Origin of the sequence: Bradyrhizobium oligotrophicum S58 (assembly GCF_000344805.1) — a bacterium.
GTDB classification, from domain to species: domain Bacteria; phylum Pseudomonadota; class Alphaproteobacteria; order Rhizobiales; family Xanthobacteraceae; genus Bradyrhizobium; species Bradyrhizobium oligotrophicum.
The window spans coordinates 5,371,107-5,387,164 of sequence record NC_020453.1 but is presented as its reverse complement, the minus strand read 5'-3'; the positions used below and the strand labels follow the sequence as shown (position 1 = coordinate 5,387,164).

At 65.9% G+C, this 16,058-nt stretch carries 18 protein-coding genes; 17 read left to right on the top strand and 1 reads right to left on the bottom strand.

Going from position 1 to position 16,058, the window contains the following annotated elements:
- Window positions 1-23: 23 nt before the first annotated feature.
- Window positions 24-581 (top strand): hypothetical protein, encoded by a 558-nt coding sequence (locus tag S58_RS23295; protein WP_015667824.1) that lies wholly within the window; start codon window positions 24-26, stop codon window positions 579-581.
- Window positions 582-624: 43 nt separating this feature from the next.
- On the opposite strand, the gene pcaD is transcribed toward S58_RS23295, so the two are convergent.
- Window positions 625-1,407, bottom strand: coding sequence for a 3-oxoadipate enol-lactonase (pcaD, locus tag S58_RS23290; RefSeq protein WP_015667823.1), 783 nt, complete (start codon window positions 1,405-1,407; stop codon window positions 625-627).
- 233 nt (window positions 1,408-1,640) lie between these two features.
- On the opposite strand from pcaD, the gene S58_RS23285 reads away from it, so the two are divergent.
- The 16 genes from S58_RS23285 to S58_RS23210 all read left to right on the top strand — a co-directional run bounded on the left by S58_RS23285 (window position 1,641) and on the right by S58_RS23210 (window position 16,050).
- On the top strand, window positions 1,641-2,087 hold the full coding sequence (locus S58_RS23285) for an SRPBCC family protein (protein ID WP_015667822.1): 447 nt from the start codon (window positions 1,641-1,643) through the stop codon (window positions 2,085-2,087).
- A gap of 162 nt (window positions 2,088-2,249) precedes the next feature.
- A complete protein-coding gene (locus tag S58_RS23280; RefSeq protein ID WP_015667821.1) occupies window positions 2,250-2,735 on the top strand; it encodes a (2Fe-2S)-binding protein in 486 nt (161 codons plus the stop codon).
- Between the two features lie 27 nt (window positions 2,736-2,762).
- A complete protein-coding gene (locus tag S58_RS23275) occupies window positions 2,763-3,620 on the top strand; it encodes an FAD binding domain-containing protein (RefSeq protein WP_015667820.1) in 858 nt (285 codons plus the stop codon).
- A gap of 46 nt (window positions 3,621-3,666) precedes the next feature.
- Window positions 3,667-4,575 (top strand): AAA family ATPase, encoded by a 909-nt coding sequence (locus S58_RS23270; protein WP_042340161.1) that lies wholly within the window; start codon window positions 3,667-3,669, stop codon window positions 4,573-4,575.
- Between the two features lie 133 nt (window positions 4,576-4,708).
- A complete protein-coding gene (locus S58_RS23265; protein ID WP_015667818.1) occupies window positions 4,709-5,914 on the top strand; it encodes a vWA domain-containing protein in 1,206 nt (401 codons plus the stop codon).
- A 20-nt stretch (window positions 5,915-5,934) separates the two neighbouring features.
- Window positions 5,935-6,258 carry an XdhC family protein gene (locus tag S58_RS23260; RefSeq protein WP_015667817.1) on the top strand — a complete coding sequence of 108 codons (324 nt, stop codon included), beginning with the start codon at window positions 5,935-5,937 and terminating at the stop codon, window positions 6,256-6,258.
- 3 nt (window positions 6,259-6,261) lie between these two features.
- Entirely contained in the window at window positions 6,262-6,963 is a 702-nt protein-coding gene (locus S58_RS23255) for an XdhC family protein (protein ID WP_015667816.1), read from the top strand.
- Entirely contained in the window at window positions 6,960-8,567 is a 1,608-nt protein-coding gene (locus tag S58_RS23250) for an NTP transferase domain-containing protein (protein WP_015667815.1), read from the top strand. Before S58_RS23255 ends, S58_RS23250 begins: the two co-directional genes overlap by 4 nt.
- A 172-nt stretch (window positions 8,568-8,739) precedes the next feature.
- The gene (locus S58_RS23245) at window positions 8,740-9,144 is read left to right on the top strand and encodes a DUF4189 domain-containing protein (RefSeq protein WP_015667814.1); all 405 of its coding nucleotides are present in this window, start codon (window positions 8,740-8,742) and stop codon (window positions 9,142-9,144) included.
- A 126-nt stretch (window positions 9,145-9,270) separates the two neighbouring features.
- Window positions 9,271-9,684 carry a DUF2000 family protein gene (locus S58_RS23240; RefSeq protein ID WP_015667813.1) on the top strand — a complete coding sequence of 138 codons (414 nt, stop codon included), beginning with the start codon at window positions 9,271-9,273 and terminating at the stop codon, window positions 9,682-9,684.
- A gap of 139 nt (window positions 9,685-9,823) precedes the next feature.
- Window positions 9,824-10,849 carry an alcohol dehydrogenase AdhP gene (adhP, locus tag S58_RS23235; protein WP_015667812.1) on the top strand — a complete coding sequence of 342 codons (1,026 nt, stop codon included), beginning with the start codon at window positions 9,824-9,826 and terminating at the stop codon, window positions 10,847-10,849.
- 320 nt (window positions 10,850-11,169) lie between these two features.
- Window positions 11,170-11,832 carry a TetR/AcrR family transcriptional regulator gene (locus S58_RS23230; protein ID WP_015667811.1) on the top strand — a complete coding sequence of 221 codons (663 nt, stop codon included), beginning with the start codon at window positions 11,170-11,172 and terminating at the stop codon, window positions 11,830-11,832.
- Window positions 11,829-12,605, top strand: coding sequence for an HlyD family secretion protein (locus S58_RS23225; protein WP_015667810.1), 777 nt, complete (start codon window positions 11,829-11,831; stop codon window positions 12,603-12,605). The genes S58_RS23230 and S58_RS23225 overlap by 4 nt, the downstream gene beginning before the upstream one ends.
- Window positions 12,602-13,540 carry an ABC transporter ATP-binding protein gene (locus tag S58_RS23220; RefSeq protein ID WP_015667809.1) on the top strand — a complete coding sequence of 313 codons (939 nt, stop codon included), beginning with the start codon at window positions 12,602-12,604 and terminating at the stop codon, window positions 13,538-13,540. The genes S58_RS23225 and S58_RS23220 overlap by 4 nt, the downstream gene beginning before the upstream one ends.
- A complete protein-coding gene (locus S58_RS23215) occupies window positions 13,537-14,697 on the top strand; it encodes an ABC transporter permease (RefSeq protein ID WP_015667808.1) in 1,161 nt (386 codons plus the stop codon). The genes S58_RS23220 and S58_RS23215 overlap by 4 nt, the downstream gene beginning before the upstream one ends.
- Window positions 14,698-14,736: 39 nt before the next feature.
- On the top strand, window positions 14,737-16,050 hold the full coding sequence (locus tag S58_RS23210; protein ID WP_015667807.1) for an adenylate/guanylate cyclase domain-containing protein: 1,314 nt from the start codon (window positions 14,737-14,739) through the stop codon (window positions 16,048-16,050).
- The last annotated feature ends 8 nt before the right edge of the window (window positions 16,051-16,058 follow it).

Here is a 16,058-nt window from a genome sequence, read left to right as displayed (position 1 = left end):
CGGTATGCAAAGGCGGGCGTGACATGATCAAGAACTGTGTGATCAGGAACTGGCGGCTGAGCTGCTTCAATGGTGTGCTGCTGGCGCTCTATTTCGTCCCCGCCTGGACGGTGATCGCGTTCCACACCATGGTCTCGCCGATCCAGGGGCTGTTCGAACGGCCCAACATCGCGATCGCGCTGTTCATCAGCGACCATCTGCACCTCTCGGGAATCGAGACGGTCCGCGCCGCCTGGCTGCTCGCGCTGGCGCGACTGACGGTCGCAGGCTTCTTCGCGATGTTCCTGGTGCTGATCCTCGTGCCGCGAGTGCGAAGGATGGCCGGCTACGTCGAAGCGCTGTCGATCGCGCTCGGCCTTGGCAGCGCGCTCTGCTTCTTCAGCATGATCATGGCCGCCAAGGTCGGCGAGACGCAGGCGTTGCGTCTGCATGCCACGGAGCTGCTGATGCTGCTCGGCACGGCCATCGTCATGCTGGTGGAGAAGCCGGCGATGCAGGCCGCGCCGTCCTCCGCATCCGTTCAGCCGAAGGCGATGGTGTCCGCCACGGCTCCCGGCGCTGCGGCAAGCGTGAAGTTCTGATCATCCCGGTGCGAGCGCCGGACCTTGGCGGGTTGGCGCGCGATCAGCGCTGGGTGAGGAAACCGAGCACCGCGTCGTTGAAGGCGCCTGCGGCCTCGACGTTCGAGATGTGCGCGGCGTCGACGATGGTCATGCTGGCGCCGGGGATCCGGCTGCGAATCGCTTCCGCCATGGCAATCGGCGTCGACTTGTCATAGCGGCCGGCAACGACCAGCGTCGGGCTCTTGATGCCCGGAATATCCTCGCGCAGGTCCAGCGCGCGCAGCGCCGCGCAGCAGGCGAGATAGCCCTCGACCGGCGTCGCCACCAGCATCGCCTTCATGCGGTCGGCGACGTCCGGATTGGCATCGCGGAACTCTTGCGTCAGCCAGCCGGCGATCACGGTATCGGCAATGCCGGCGAGGCCATGGTCCCGAACAGCCTTGATGCGCGCATCCCAGATCGTGGGATCCGGATAGTAGCAGGCGGTGTTGGCGAGCACGAGCTTGCCGACGCGCTCGGGGGCGTGGGCCGCGAGCCATTGCCCGACCATGCCGCCCATCGACACGCCGCACCAGTGCACCTTCTCGATGTTCAGGTCATCGAGAATCGCCAGCGCATCGCGGCCGAATCGCTCGATCGAATAGGGGCCGGGTGGCACCTGCGACTTGCCGTGGCCGCGCCGGTCGTAGCGGATGACGCGAAACACCTGCGCGAAAGCGCGCATCTGCGGCTCCCACATCTGCAAGGTCGAGCCGAGCGAGTTCGACAGCATCAGGGTCGGCCCGCCGTCGCGGCCCTCGACGGTCACATTCAACAGACAGCCGTCGGCATCGATCATCGGCATGGGCGGAGTCCTCGTCGAAGGCGGCAGCGCCACCGGGGAGAATCGTGCGGATTTGATGGCGAACTAAACATTGCCGCCGCCGTCTGCCAATCAAAACCAGGAGGTCGCGAGGCCCGCAATGCTGCGGTGCTCCTGCGTTTCTGCAACGCTTCCGGGCGCTGCCCGCCCTTCCTTTTGGGCGTTCAGTGCTTTACTTGAATGCCTCTAACAGCGCCAATCGGGGGGAGATGCTCATGGCAATGACGATGACGGGCGAGGTCCAGCTGGCGGCTCCGCGAGAGTCGGTCTGGGCCAAGCTGAACGATCCGGACGTGCTCAAGGCCTGCATTCCCGGCTGCGAGGAACTGGAGAGGACCGAGGATGGCGGCTTCCGTGCCGTCGCCAAGATGAAGGTCGGACCGGTCTCCGCGCGCTTCAAGGGCAAGGTCACCTTGAGCGATCTCGATCCGCCCAACGGCTACAAGATCTCCGGCGAAGGCGAGGGCGGCGTCGCGGGATTCGCCAAGGGCGGCGCGGTCGTCGCGCTGGCGGAGAAGGACGGCGGCACCCTGCTGACCTACAATGTCGAGGCGCAGATCGGCGGCAAGCTGGCGCAGCTCGGTCAGCGCCTGATCAACGGCACAGCCAAGAAGCTGGCCGACGAATTCTTCGCGAACTTCGCCAAAGCCGTTCAAGGTTGAGGCCGTTCAAGGTTGATGGATCGAAGCTGACTGCAACTGACCCATGCTCGTCCGGTGGCGAGGTTGCCCGCCGCCGGGAGCGCCCATATGATGGTTTTCGACTGATTTTGCTGGGCTGCGCTGCAGTGCAACGCTGTGGTAGCGGATAATAGAGAGTCCTGAATGGCCAAGATTTCCATGATTGTGAACGGTAATCCCGTCACGGCGAACGTCGACCCGCGGACGCTGCTCGTGCAGTTCCTGCGCGAAAATCTGCGCCTCACCGGTACGCATGTCGGCTGCGACACCTCGCAATGCGGCGCCTGCGTCGTCCATCTCGACGGCAAGGCCGTGAAGTCCTGCACGACATTGGCCGTGATGGCCGATGGTCATGAGGTCCGGACCATCGAAGGGCTGGCTGCCGACGGCGCGCCGCTGCATCCGATGCAGGAAGCGTTTCGCGAGCATCACGGTCTGCAATGCGGCTTCTGCACGCCCGGCATGATCATGACCGCGGTCGATCTCGTGCACCGCAAGGGCCACGAGCTCAGCGAGGAGACCATCCGCGAGGAGCTGGAGGGCAATCTCTGCCGCTGCACCGGTTATCAGAACATCGTGGAATCGATCGCCGCCGGCGCCAAGGCGATGGCCAAATCGGACCTCGCCTAAGCCGCCGCCGCGCACAGGACAATCCCCATGTACGAATTCAAATACCATCGGCCGGCCACCGTGCGCCAGGCCGCCAATCTCCTCACCAAGAACGAGGACGCCAAGCTGGTCGCGGGCGGCCACACCTTGGTGCCGGTCATGAAGCAGCGGCTCGCTAGCCCGCCGCATCTGGTCGACCTCTCCCACGTCGAGGGGCTGGACACGATCGAGGTGAAGGGCCGCAACCTCGTGATCGGCGCGATGGCGCGTCACGCCGATGTGGCGAACTCCGCCACGGTGGGCGAGGCGATCCCGGCGCTTGCCGAACTCGCAGGTCTGATCGGCGATCCCGCGGTCCGTCACCGTGGCACCATCGGCGGTTCGATCGCCAACAACGATCCGACGGCGGACTATCCGGCGGCATGTCTGGCGCTCGGCGCCACCATCGTCACCAACAAACGCAAGCTGAAGGCCGAGGAGTTCTTCCTTGGGCTGTTCACGACCGCGCTGGAGCCGGACGAGATCATCACCAAGGTGAGCTTCCCGCTGGCGAAGAAGGCGGCCTATGTGAAATTCCGCAACCAGGCCTCGCGCTATGCGCTGGTCGGCGTGTTCGTCGCGCGGCGTCCTTCGGACGTGCGCGTCGCCGTGACCGGCGCCGGCGGCAATGGCGTGTTCCGCGTCACCGCGTTCGAGGAGGCGTTGCAGAAGCGCTTCTCGCCGAAGGTGCTCGAGGGCATCCCGGTGTCGGCGGAAGGCCTCAACAGCGACATTCACGGCAGCGCCGAATATCGCGCCCACCTGATCGGCGTGCTCGCGCGGCGTGCGGTCGATGCGGCGAACGCCGGGGCCAAGGCCTCGTCCGGATCAGAGGGTGCTGCGGAGCCCGAGGCTCCGGCTTCGTGACGGGCGTCCGCGGTCAAGGAAGGCGGTCTCGCCCATGAGCCCTCCAGTGAGTGCTGCAGCGCTGCCGACATCGGTCGATGCGATGCTCGAATTGTTGTCCTCGCGCGGCTATCTGGCCGAGCGGGCGCTGGCGACGGTGACCTACCTGTCGCTGCGCATGGGGCGGCCGCTGTTTCTCGAGGGCGAGGCCGGCGTCGGCAAGACCGAGATCGCCAAGGTGCTGTCGGCGGCGCTTGGGCGCAAGCTCATCCGCCTGCAGTGCTATGAGGGGCTCGACGTCGCCTCCGCAGTCTACGAGTGGAATTCGGCCGCGCAGATGATCGCGATCAGGCTGGCGGAAGCCGGCGGCGACGTCGATCGCGATCAGCTCACGTCGGACATCTTCGCCGACCGCTATCTGATCAAGCGCCCGCTGCTGCAGGCGCTCGAGCCGGACGTGGCCGGCGCGCCCGTGCTGCTGATCGACGAGCTCGACCGCGCCGACGAGGCGTTCGAGGCCTATCTGCTCGAGATCCTCTCCGACTTCCAGGTCACGATCCCCGAGTTCGGCACCGTCAAGGCGCCGCATCCGCCGATCGTGATCATCACCTCGAACCGGACCCGCGAGATCCACGACGCGCTGAAGCGGCGCTGCCTGTATCATTGGGTCGACTATCCCTCCGCCGAACGCGAGCTCGCGATCGTCAAGACCCGGCTGCCCGGCATCTCGCAGCGGCTGTCGCAGCAGATCGTGCGCTTCGTCCAGGCCTTGCGCGACCAGGATTTCTACAAATCGCCGGGCGTGGCGGAGACCTTGGACTGGGCCACTGCGCTGACCGAGCTCGATGCCCGCTCGCTGAATGCGGAAGTCGTCGGCGACACGCTGGGCGCGCTGCTGAAGTACCAGGACGACATCACGCGCATGCAGGGCGATCAGCTGCAGAAGGCGATCAAGGACGCGACCAGCGAGACGTGAGTCGCGGTCGCGCAACAACAAAGGTCGTCATTCCGGGGCGCCCGGAGGGCGAGCCCGGAATCCATACTCACGATCGTGGTTATGGATTCCAGGCTCATGCTTCGCATGACCCGGAATGACGAGGGGATAGACCATGCCCACCAGCATCAATCACCTCGCGCCGCCGACCGGCGGCATCGCCGACAACATCGCGGGCTTTGCGCGCGCCTTGCGCGCCGCCGGCCTCCCTGTGGGTCCGGGCGCCGTGATCGATGCCATGACCGCGCTGGAAGTCATCGACATCGGCAAGCGCGCGGACGTCTTCACCACGCTCGAATCGATCTTCGTCAAGCGCCACGAGCATGCGCTGATCTTCGCCCAGGCCTTCGACCTGTTCTTCCGTCCCGCCGAGGAATGGAAGTCGATGCTCGATTCGGTGCCGCTGCCGGACCACGCCAAGAAGAAGCCGCCGCCGGCTTCGCGCCGCGTCCAGGAGGCGATGGCCCGGCCGCAGACCCATGAGGAGCCGAAGGCCCAGGAGCAGGATCTGCGGCTGTCGGTGTCCGACCGCGAGGTGCTGCAGAAGAAGGATTTTGCGCAGATGAGCGCGGCTGAAATTGCCGAGGTCGCGCGCGCCATTGCCAAGATGCGGCTGCCGCAGGCCGAGCTGAAGACCCGCCGCCACACCACGGACCCGCGCGGCCACCGCATCGACATGCGCAAGACGCTGCGCCAGGCGCTGCGCACCGAAGGCGAGATCATCAACTTCCATCGCCTGGGGCGGCTGGAAAAGCCGGCGCCGATCGTGGCGCTGCTCGACATCTCCGGATCGATGAGCGAGTACACCCGCCTGTTCCTGCATTTCCTCCACGCGATCACCGATGCGCGCAAGCGCGTTTCGGTGTTCCTGTTCGGCACGCGGCTGACCAACGTGACCCGGGCGCTGCGCCAGCGCGATCCCGACGAGGCGCTGGCGAGCTGCTCGGCCAATGTCGAGGACTGGGCCGGCGGCACAAGGATTGCGACCTCGCTGCAGACTTTCAACAAGCTGTGGGCGCGGCGCGTGCTCGGGCAGGGCGCGATCGTGCTGCTGATCTCCGACGGGCTGGAGCGCGAGGCCGACAGCAAGCTCGCCTTCGAGATGGACCGGCTGCACCGCTCCTGCCGCCGCCTGATCTGGTTGAACCCGCTGCTGCGCTATTCCGGCTTCGAGGCCAAGGCACAGGGCATCAAAACCATGCTGCCCCACGTTGACGAATTCCGCCCGGTACATAACTTGACGTCGATCGAGACGCTGATCTCGGCGCTGTCGTCGCAATTGCCGCCGCATCATCGCAGTGCAATCCGGCCCGCCGCCTGATCAGCTCGAAGGAGACAGCCATGCTCAATCGCGACGAAGACATCCTCAGGGCCGCCGAGGACTGGCACAAGACAGGTCACGGCGTGGCACTGGCCACCGTGGTCGAGACCTGGGGCTCGGCGCCGCGTCCGGTCGGCTCCAACCTCGTCATCAACGACGAGGGCACGTTCCTCGGCTCGGTGTCCGGCGGCTGCGTCGAGGGCGCCGTCGTCACCGAGGCGCTCGACGTGATCACCAGCGGCCAGCCCAAGATGCTGGAGTTCGGCGTCGCCGACGAGACCGCCTGGAACGTCGGGCTGTCCTGTGGCGGCACCATCCGCGTGTTCGTCGAGAAGGTGGGCTGACCGATGCAGCTTGCCACGCTCGCCGAACTCAATGCCGAGCGCGCCGCACGCCGCCCGGCCATTCTCGTCACCGACGTCGCCTCCGGCGAGCAGCGCCTGGTCAAGGCCGCCGCCATCGGCACGGACCCGCTGAGCAATGAGCTGACGACGCATCTGCGCATGGGCAAGAGCGGCATGGTCGAGGCCGCGGGCAAGCGGCTGTTCCTCAATGTCTACGCCCCAACCGCGCGTCTCGTCATCATCGGCGCCGTCCATATCAGCCAGGCGCTGGCGCCGATCGCCAAGTCGCTCGGTTACGACGTGACGGTCATCGATCCGCGCACGGCCTTTGCCAGCCCGGAGCGCTTCCCCGACGTGCCGCTGATCGCCGAATGGCCTGACGTGGCGCTGCCGCCGCTCAACGTCGATCACTACACGGCGTTCGTCGCGCTGACGCATGATCCGAAGATCGACGATCCGGCGCTGCTGCACGCGTTCGCGCGCGACTGCTTCTATATCGGCGCGCTCGGCTCGCGGAAGACGCATGCCAAGCGCGGCGATCGCCTGCGCGCGCAGGGTGCGAGCGATGCCGACATCGCCCGCATTCATGCGCCGATCGGGCTTGCCATCGGCGCGGTGTCGCCGTCGGAGATCGCCGTCTCCATCATGGCGCAGATCACCGCGACCTTGCGGCTGCCGGCCAAGGAAAAAGAGCAGGCGGCATGAAGTTCGGTCCTGCCAGTCCGACGGAGGCGATCGGCGGGGTGACCGTGCACACCCTGCGCAAGGGATCGCTGGTGCTCAAGAAGGGCACGTTGATCGGGGCCGCCGAGGTCGACGCGCTGGCCAGGGAAGGCGTCAAGGAGATCGTCGTCGTCCGGCTCGAGGACGGCGACGTCTCGGAGGACGAGGCGGCCGCTGACGTTGCCAAGGTGGTGGCCGGCGAGGGCATTCATGTCGATCGCGCCTTCACCGGGCGCGCCAATCTGTTCGCGGCGCAGGCCGGCGTGCTGGTGATCGACCGCGCCGCTGTCGAGCGCATCAACGGCGTCGACGAGGCCATCACCTTCGCGACCTTGCCGGCCTTCAAGCCGGTGGTCGAAGGCGAGATGGTCGGCACCGTCAAGCTGATCCCGTTCGGCGTCGAAGGCCGCCTGCGCGATGCTGCGGTGGCGGCGGCGGGCAAGGGCGCGCTCAGCATTGCGCCCTATGTCGTCAAGCGCGTCGGCGTGGTCTCGACCATTCTTCCGGGGCTCGCACCCAAGGTGATCGACAAGACGCTGCGGGTCACGGCCGAGCGTCTCGCGCCGGCGGGGGCTGCGATCATCGCCGAGCGCCGCGTGCCGCATGAGCAGGCCGCGCTGGCCGTGGCGATCAAAGAACTTCTGGGTCTCGGCGCAGAGCTCGTGATCGTGTTCGGCGCGTCGGCGATCGCCGATCGCCGCGACGTGATCCCGGCCGCGATCACCGGCATCGGCGGCGCCATCGCGCATTTCGGCATGCCGGTCGATCCCGGCAATCTGCTGCTGATCGGCAGCGCCGGCGGTGTGCCGGTGCTCGGCGCGCCCGGCTGTGCGCGTTCGCCGGCCGAGAACGGCTTCGACTGGGTGCTGATGCGGCTGCTCGCCGGCATCAAGGTCACCCGCAGCGAGCTGACCGCGATGGGCGTCGGAGGACTCCTGATGGAGATCGTGACCCGGCCGCAGCCGCGCGCCAAGCCGGAGGAGGCCGACGGCGAGCGCAAGGTCGCCGCGGTCGTGCTCGCCGCCGGACGCTCGACGCGCATGGGCGGGCCGAACAAGCTGCTCGCCGAGCTCGACGGCAAGAAGCTGGTGCGGATCGTCACCGAGCAGGCGCTGGCGTCGAGGGCACGCGAGGTCATCGTCGTGACCGGCCATCAGGCCGAGCTGGTCGAGCAGGCGCTGTCCGACCTCGACGTCCGCTTCGTCCGCAATCCTGATTTTGCCGGTGGCCTCGCCAGCTCCGTCAAGGCCGGCATCGGCGCGGTGCCCGAGGGTGTCGATGGCGCCGTGGTCTGTCTCGGCGACATGCCGATGGTCTCGTCCGATCTGCTCGACCGCCTGATCGGCGCCTTCGCGCCCGATCGCGGCAATTTGATCGTCGTGCCCGTGTCCGAGGGGCGCCGCGGCAATCCCGTGCTGTGGTCACGCCGCTTCTTCGCCGAGCTGATGACGCTCGATGGCGACGTCGGCGCGCGGCACCTGATCGCCAAGCACACCGAGGCCGTCGCCGAGGTGCCCGTCGACGGCAACGGCGCCTTCCTCGACATCGACACCCCGCAGGCGCTGGAAGCCGCGCGGCGCGGGTGAGCCCGTAGCCCGCATGAGCGCAAGCGACGTGCGGGTTATCGAGGCTGTGCGTGAGACCCCGCATATCGCTGCGCTCATGCGGGCTACGATCTCTCCCTCGCAACCTCTCGTTCACCAAGTTTCAACGACCCCCGGCTAGATTTGCCGACATTGGGCCTCGGGGGAGGAAAAGGTGATCATTTCCACGACCGCGCGACGGTTCGCGCCATTTGCACTTGGATTGACCGTGCTCGTCGGCGCTGCGCGCGTTGCGACCTACGGCGCCATCAGCCCGGCGCATGCCGCCGGCGCCTTCGCCATCGGCCAGTGCGCCGCCTATGGTCAGGCGTTCGACTATCCCGCGGAGCATCTCGCCAAGGCGGCCGCGCTGAAGCAGTGCAAGGGCGAATGCACCGCCGTGACGATGAAGAAGGCCTGTGCCGCGTTCGCCGTCGACCTCACCAATCCCTGCGGTCCGCACGGCTATGCCGTGAGGCCGAAGATCTCGGCCTCGCTCAACGACGCAACGCGCGAATGCTACAAATATGGCGGCAAGGAATGCGTCATCCGCGCCTGGGTCTGCGACGCCAAGGGCTGATCCAGGCTCAAGTCCCAATGGACTCATCCGTCGGGTTCTGCGGCACGCGCTTTCAATTTCGATGCTTCACGCGCGAGACGGCTCCGCTATTCTGAGCGCTCGTGGACATCGGACCGTGGAAGTGACATGCAATTCGACACCAAGATCGCGCTGATCATCCGTAACGATCTCGAAGCCTGGCAGAAGCTGAACGTGGCGGCGTTTCTCGCCAGCGGCATCGCCGCCGCCTTTCCCGACTGCATCGGCGCGCCCTATGAGGATGGATCGTCGACGCCCTATCACGCGCTGATCGGCCAGCCCATCCTGATCTACGCCGCCCCGGATCCTGCAGCGCTGGCGCGTGCTTTGGATCGCGCATTGTCGCGCAGTGTGAAGCCGGCGCTCTATACCGAGGACATGTTCAAGACCACGCATGACGAAGCCAACCGTGCGGCGGTGAAGGCCGTCGCTCGGACTGATCTCAACCTGGTGGGATTGGCGCTCCGTGCCGAACGCAAGGTGGTGGACAAGATCGTCGACGGTCTGAAGTTTCATGCATGAGATCGTGCGCCGCGCGGCCGTCCATGTCGTCATGAAACTGTTACATGCTGCGCATCAAAGCAGCAGCGGGGTTTGACGCCGATCAAGACCCAACGTCGCGGCTCTCGTTAGTTTGCGCCCCAACATGAGGAGCAGACTGATGCAGACCATGAAAGCCGCCATCGTCAAAGCCTTCGGCAAGCCGCTGGTCATCGAGGACGTGCCGGTGCCTGTGCCGGGGCCGGGCGAGCTACTCGTCAAGCTGAAGGCGTGCGGCGTCTGTCATACCGACCTTCACGCCGCCTCCGGCGACTGGCCGGTGAAGCCGGTGCCGCCGTTCATTCCGGGCCACGAGGCGGCCGGCATCGTTGCCGCGCTCGGACCTGACGTCGCCGATTTCAAGGTCGGCGACGCCGTTGGGGTGGCGTGGCTGCACGATGCCTGCCTGCGATGCGAATATTGCGAGACCGGCTGGGAAACCCTGTGCGAGCATCAGCACAACACCGGCTACAGCGTGAATGGCGGTTTCGCGGAATACGTCATCGCATCAGCGGCTTTCGCGGCGCGCCTGCCGGCCAACGTGAACTTTGCGAAGATCGCTCCGATCCTGTGCGCCGGTGTCACGACCTACAAGGGCCTGAAAGAGACCGACGCGCGACCGGGCGAATGGGTGGTCATCTTCGGCGTCGGTGGTCTCGGCCATGTCGCGATCCAGTATGCGAAGGCGATGGGACTGAAGGCGATCGGTGTCGACATCGCCGATGACAAATTGAAGCTGGCGATGGAGGCGGGCGCCGAGCATGCCGTCAACGCGCTCGACAAGGATGCCGTGGAGCGGGTGATCCAGATCACCGGGGGAGGGGCCCATGGCGTCCTGGTCACCGCAGTGTCGACGCCGGCCTTTGCGCAGGCGCTCAAGATGGTCCGCCGCAAGGGGACGGTGAGCCTGGTCGGCCTGCCTCCGGGCGAATTCCCGACGCCCATTTTCGACGTCGTGTTGAAGCGCATCACGGTGCGCGGCTCGATCGTCGGCACGCGGCGCGATCTCGACGAGGCCATCGCCTTCGCCACCGAGGGCAAGGTGGGCGCCGAGGTCACCACCGCGCCGCTGTCGGAGATCAACGCGATCTTCGACCGCATGAAGGCCGGCAAGATCGACGGCCGCGTGGTGCTCGACTTCACCTGAGCCGCGGACGCTGCGTAGCCCGGATGAGCGCAGCGACATCCGGGTTCACCGTGGCAACGCCTGAGACCCCCCATGTCGCCTCCGCCTGCGCCCGTTGGGCTTAGGCGTCGGCTCATGCGGGCTACGAGAGCACCTCCTGGATTTGAGCTGACACCGGGACGACGCGTAGCCCGGATGAGAGTAGCGACATTCGGGTTCACCGAGACAACGCGTGAGACCCTACCTGTCGCCTCTGCCTGCGCCCGTCGGACGCTGGCCTGCGCTCATCTGGGCTCCCGGGCATCTTGACAATGACTGACTAGTCAGTCATTGTATACTCCATGTCCGGTTCCATCACCTCCAACAAGCGCAAGTCGCGTGCGGCGAGTCCCGCCGCCGCCTCGCGCAGAGCTGATCGCGCCGCCGAGCGCCGGGTGGCGATCGTGCAGGCCGCGATGGACGAGTTCATTGCCCGCGGCTTTGCCGCGACCCGACTCGACGACATTGCCAAGCGCGCCGGCGTCGCCAAGGGGACGATCTACCTGCACTTCAAGGACAAGGAATCGATGTTCGAGGAATTGATCCGCACCGCGATCGTGCCCTTCGTCGGCCGTCTGGCCGCACCGCTACCGGCAGGCGGCTCGGTGCGCGACATGGTTGAGGCTTTGGCGCGCATGTTCCTGCAGGAGGTCGCCGGCACAAGGCGCGGCGATCTCGTCCGGCTCATTATCGCGGAGGGCCCGCGCTTCCCGGCGATTGCCGATTTCTACTACCGTGAGGTCGTCTCCCGCGGTCTCGCCGCCATGCGCGCGCTAATCCAGCTTGCGATCACGCGCGGCGAAATCCGCGAACCCAAGCTGGCGCAATATCCGCAACTGATGATCGCACCGATGATGGTCGCCGTGCTCTGGAAGAGCCTGTTCGAGCGCCATGCGCCGCTCGACGCGGAAGCGATGCTGCAGGCGCATCTCGATCTGATCTTCGGGCCGAGGAGGCCGACATGAGCCTGCTGCATTGCCTTGCCGTGCTCGTCACGGCCTTCAGCTTCAACGGCTGCAAGGAGACGCCCGATCCCGGCTATCAGGGCTGGGTCGAGGCAGACATGATCTTCGTCAGTCCCGATGAAGCGGGGCGGATCACGAAGCTGAACGTGCATGAGGGCGACGTGGTCAAGGTCGGCGACCCCCTCTATTCGGTCGACGACGATCTGCAGCAGGCCGATCTCAACCAGACCAAGGCGACGCTCGCCAATGCGCAGCAGACCTATGACCGTGCCGCGGCCCTGAGCAAGACCGGCGCTGGGACGCAGGCGACGCTCGACTCGGCCGTTTCGGCGTTGCGCGTGGCCGAGGCCCATCTCGTGACCTCGCAGACCCGTCTGGCACGGCGCAGAGGCATCGCGCCGGTCGCCGGCACGATTCAGCAGATCTACTTCCGTGAGGGCGAGATGGTGGCGGCGCAACGGCCGGTGCTGTCGATCATGCCGCCCGGCAACATGAAGCTGCGCTTCTACGTGTCGGAGCCGGATCTGCCGAAATTCACCGTTGGAGACGAGGTCCGCGTCACCTGCGACAATTGCGCCGCCGATCTCACCGCGCGGGTCTATTTCCTGGCGACGACGGCGGAGTACACGCCGCCGGTCATCTACAGCCTCGATGAGCGCAACAAGCTCGTCTACCTGATCCAGGCACGGCCGTCGCGGCCGGATGCGCTGCGCGTGGGCCAGCCGGTCAGCATCTATCCAAATGCCAAGACTCCGGTGGCGGACAAGCAATGACCGGGGCGACGCCGGCCGAGATCGCGATCGAGGTCAAGGGGCTGAGCAAGTCCTTTGGCGGACGCGAGGTGGTGCATGATCTGTCGATGCAGGTGCGACGCGGCTCGATCTACGGCTTCCTCGGTCCGAACGGCTCGGGCAAGACGACGACGATCCGCATGCTTTGCGGCCTGCTGACGCCGGATGGCGGCGAGGGCACCTGCCTCGGCTTCGACATCCGCCGCGATGCCGACAAGATCAAGCGCCGGGTCGGCTACATGACGCAGCGCTTCAGCCTCTATCAGGACCTGTCGGTGCGCGAGAATCTCGAATTCGTCGCGAGGCTCTACGGCATGCCTGATCCCCAAGGCTCCGCGCGCGACATGGTCCAGCGGCTCGGCCTCGCCGGGCGCGAGCGGCAACTGGCCGGCGAATTGTCCGGCGGCTGGAAGCAGCGGCTGGCGCTCGGCGCCTGCACCCTGCCCAATCCGCAACTGCTGCTGCTCGACGAGCCCACCGCCGGCGTCGATCCCAAGGCCCGGCGCGACTTCTGGAACGAGATCCATGCGCTCGCGGGCGAAGGGCTGACCGTGCTGGTCTCGACCCACTACATGGACGAGGCCGAGCGCTGTCACGAGATCGCCTACATCGCCTATGGTCATCTGCTGGCGCACGGCACCGTTTCCGAGGTGATCGCGCAATCCGAGCTGACGACATACACGGTCAGCGGCGATGATCTGCGCGAGCTCACGGCCGATCTTGCCGGCAAGCCGGGCGTCGACATGGTGGCGCCGTTCGGCACCAGCCTCCACGTGTCGGGCCGCGACCGCACGGCCTTGGAGTCCTCGATCGCGCCATGGCGCAACAAGGACGGGCTGCACTGGCAGCCTGCCGCGCCGTCGCTCGAGGACGTCTTCATCGATCTGATGAACCGCTCCCGGGACAACTTCCAATGAGCGACGCACCCGCCCGCCATCACGCGACGTCGGAGCCGCGGTTCGGCTTCTGGCGCCGGACCTATGCGATGCTGGTCAAGGAGTTCATTCAGCTCAAGCGCGACCGGGTGTCGTTCGCGATGATCGTGATGCTCCCGGTGATGCAGCTGATGCTGTTCGGCTATGCCATCAACACCACGCCGCATCATCTGCCGGCGGCGGTGCTGCTGCAGGAGGACAGCGATCTCGGCCGCTCGATCCTGAAGGCGATGGAGAACACGGCTTATTTCCGCTTCACCCGCGAAGTCAAAGACGTCGCCGAGTTCGACGACCTGCTTCTCTCCGGCAAGGTTCTGTTCGGCGTCGAGATCCCGCGCGGCTTCGAGCGCGGGGTCCGCCGCGGCGATCGTCCGGCGCTGCTCGTGGCGGCCGACGCGACCGACCCGGTGGCTGCGTCCTCGGCGTTGTCGTCGCTCGGCATGATCGTGCAGACGGCGCTCGCGCATGATCTCTACACCGGCGATCCGGTCGCCGCGCCGTTCGAGATCAGGGCTCACGCCCGCTACAATCCGGCGGCATCGTCGCGCCTCAATATCGTGCCCGGCCTCGTCGGGACCATCCTGACCATGACGATGTTGATCTTCACGGCGCTCTCGGTGACGCGCGAGATCGAGCGCGGCACGATGGAAAGCCTGCTGTCGATGCCGATCACGCCGGTCGAGGTCATGCTCGGCAAGATCATTCCATACGTGATGGTCGGCTTCCTGCAGGCGTCCATCATCATCGGCATCGGCGTGCTCCTGTTCGGCGTGCCCATCTTCGGCAGCCTGTTGCTGCTGGCGCTGCTGTCGACCTTGTTCATCGCCGCCAACCTCTCGATCGGCTACACTTTCTCGACCTTGGCGCAGAATCAGTTGCAGGCGATGCAACTGTCGATGATGTTCTTCCTGCCCAGCATCCTGCTGTCCGGTTTCATGTTCCCGTTTCTCGGTATGCCGCAATGGGCGCAAATTGTCGGCGAATGCCTGCCGCTCACGCACTATCTGCGGATCGTCCGTGCCATCATGCTCAAAGGCTCGACGCTTCAGAACCTGCAGTATGATACGATCGCCTTGTTCGGCCTGATGCTGTTCGCCATGACGGTCGCCGTGTTGCGCTTTCGTCGCACCCTCGATTGAGGCAGAATGGCAGCCGGGCACAGAGGCGGCTGGGGCAGGATGCAGGTCTCGAAAATCGGAAAGGCGAGCGATGCGCCGGCGGGGGCGTCGGCGGAGTTCAACCGGGCGCTCATGCGTCAGACGTTGCACACCGAGCTGCTGCGGGTGAAAGCGCTGATCGCCACGGCGGGACTGTTCCTCGTCATCTCGATGTTCGTCGAGATCTTCGAGCCGAGAATCTCGGAGTGGATCTGGCCGAGCCGGGTCGGGGTCCTCTACGTCTACGCGATCATCGCTGCATTCATCAGCTTTGAGACTCTCATCCTCTTCAGGATCAAGGCGGACATTCGCCACGGCCGGGACGTGCCGGTGATCTGGCGCTACGTCAGCGCCCTGGTCGAGACGTCGCTGCCCACGCTCGTGCTCATGCTGCAGATCGAAGGCATCGGCGCGGACAGGGCACTCGGATTCGGCGCGCCTCTGGTCTACTTCATCTTCATCATTCTCTCGACGCTTCGTCTCGATTTCTGGTTGTCGAGCTTCACCGGCCTGGTTGCCGCAGCGGAATTGCTGACGGTCGCGCTGCTCGATCGACCGTCCATCGATGTCAGCCAGAATCCCGAGATCTACTATCACGGTGAGCGCAGCTTCATCATCCTGCTGTGCGGCCTCCTGGCCGGTGCCGTCAGCGTGCAGCTGCGACGGCAGTTCGCAGCGAGCATCGAGGCCGCATCGGCGCGCGACCGCGTGACCGATCTGTTCGGTCAGCACGTTTCGCCGCAGGTCGTCGAACGTCTGATGAAAGAGGGTACGGCGGAGGCGCGCGACATCCGCGAGGTCGCCGTGATGTTCGTCGACTTCAGAGGTTTCACCGCAGCATCGCGTGCGAAGACGCCGCAGGAGGTCGTCGATCGTCTGGACGGCGCGTTTGCCGTGCTCGTCGAGATCCTCGAGCGCCATGGCGGCATCGTCAACAAATTCCTCGGCGACGGCTTCCTGGCGCTGTTCGGAGCGCCGTTCGAGTCGCGAGATGCAGCCGCGCAGGCGGTCGAAGCCGCGCGTGAAATGGTGGCGGCGATGGGGCGTGTGAACGCGGCGTCGTCCTGGCCGTTGCGGATCGGGATCGGCATCCATCTCGGCGAAGTGGTGGCCGGCAGCATCGGCTCGCCCCGGCGCAAGGAGTACACCGTGATCGGCGACACCGTGAATTTCGCCTCGCGCCTGGAAGCGCTGAACAAGGAGCTCGATTCGCAACTGCTGATCTCGTCCGAGGTGCGGCAAGCGGCTGGAGACGGCGCGAGTGACGCGGTCTTTCACGGCGAAGTTTCGGTACGGGGCTATGACCGGCCGTTCGAGGTGTGGCAATTGCAATAGAGCGAGCA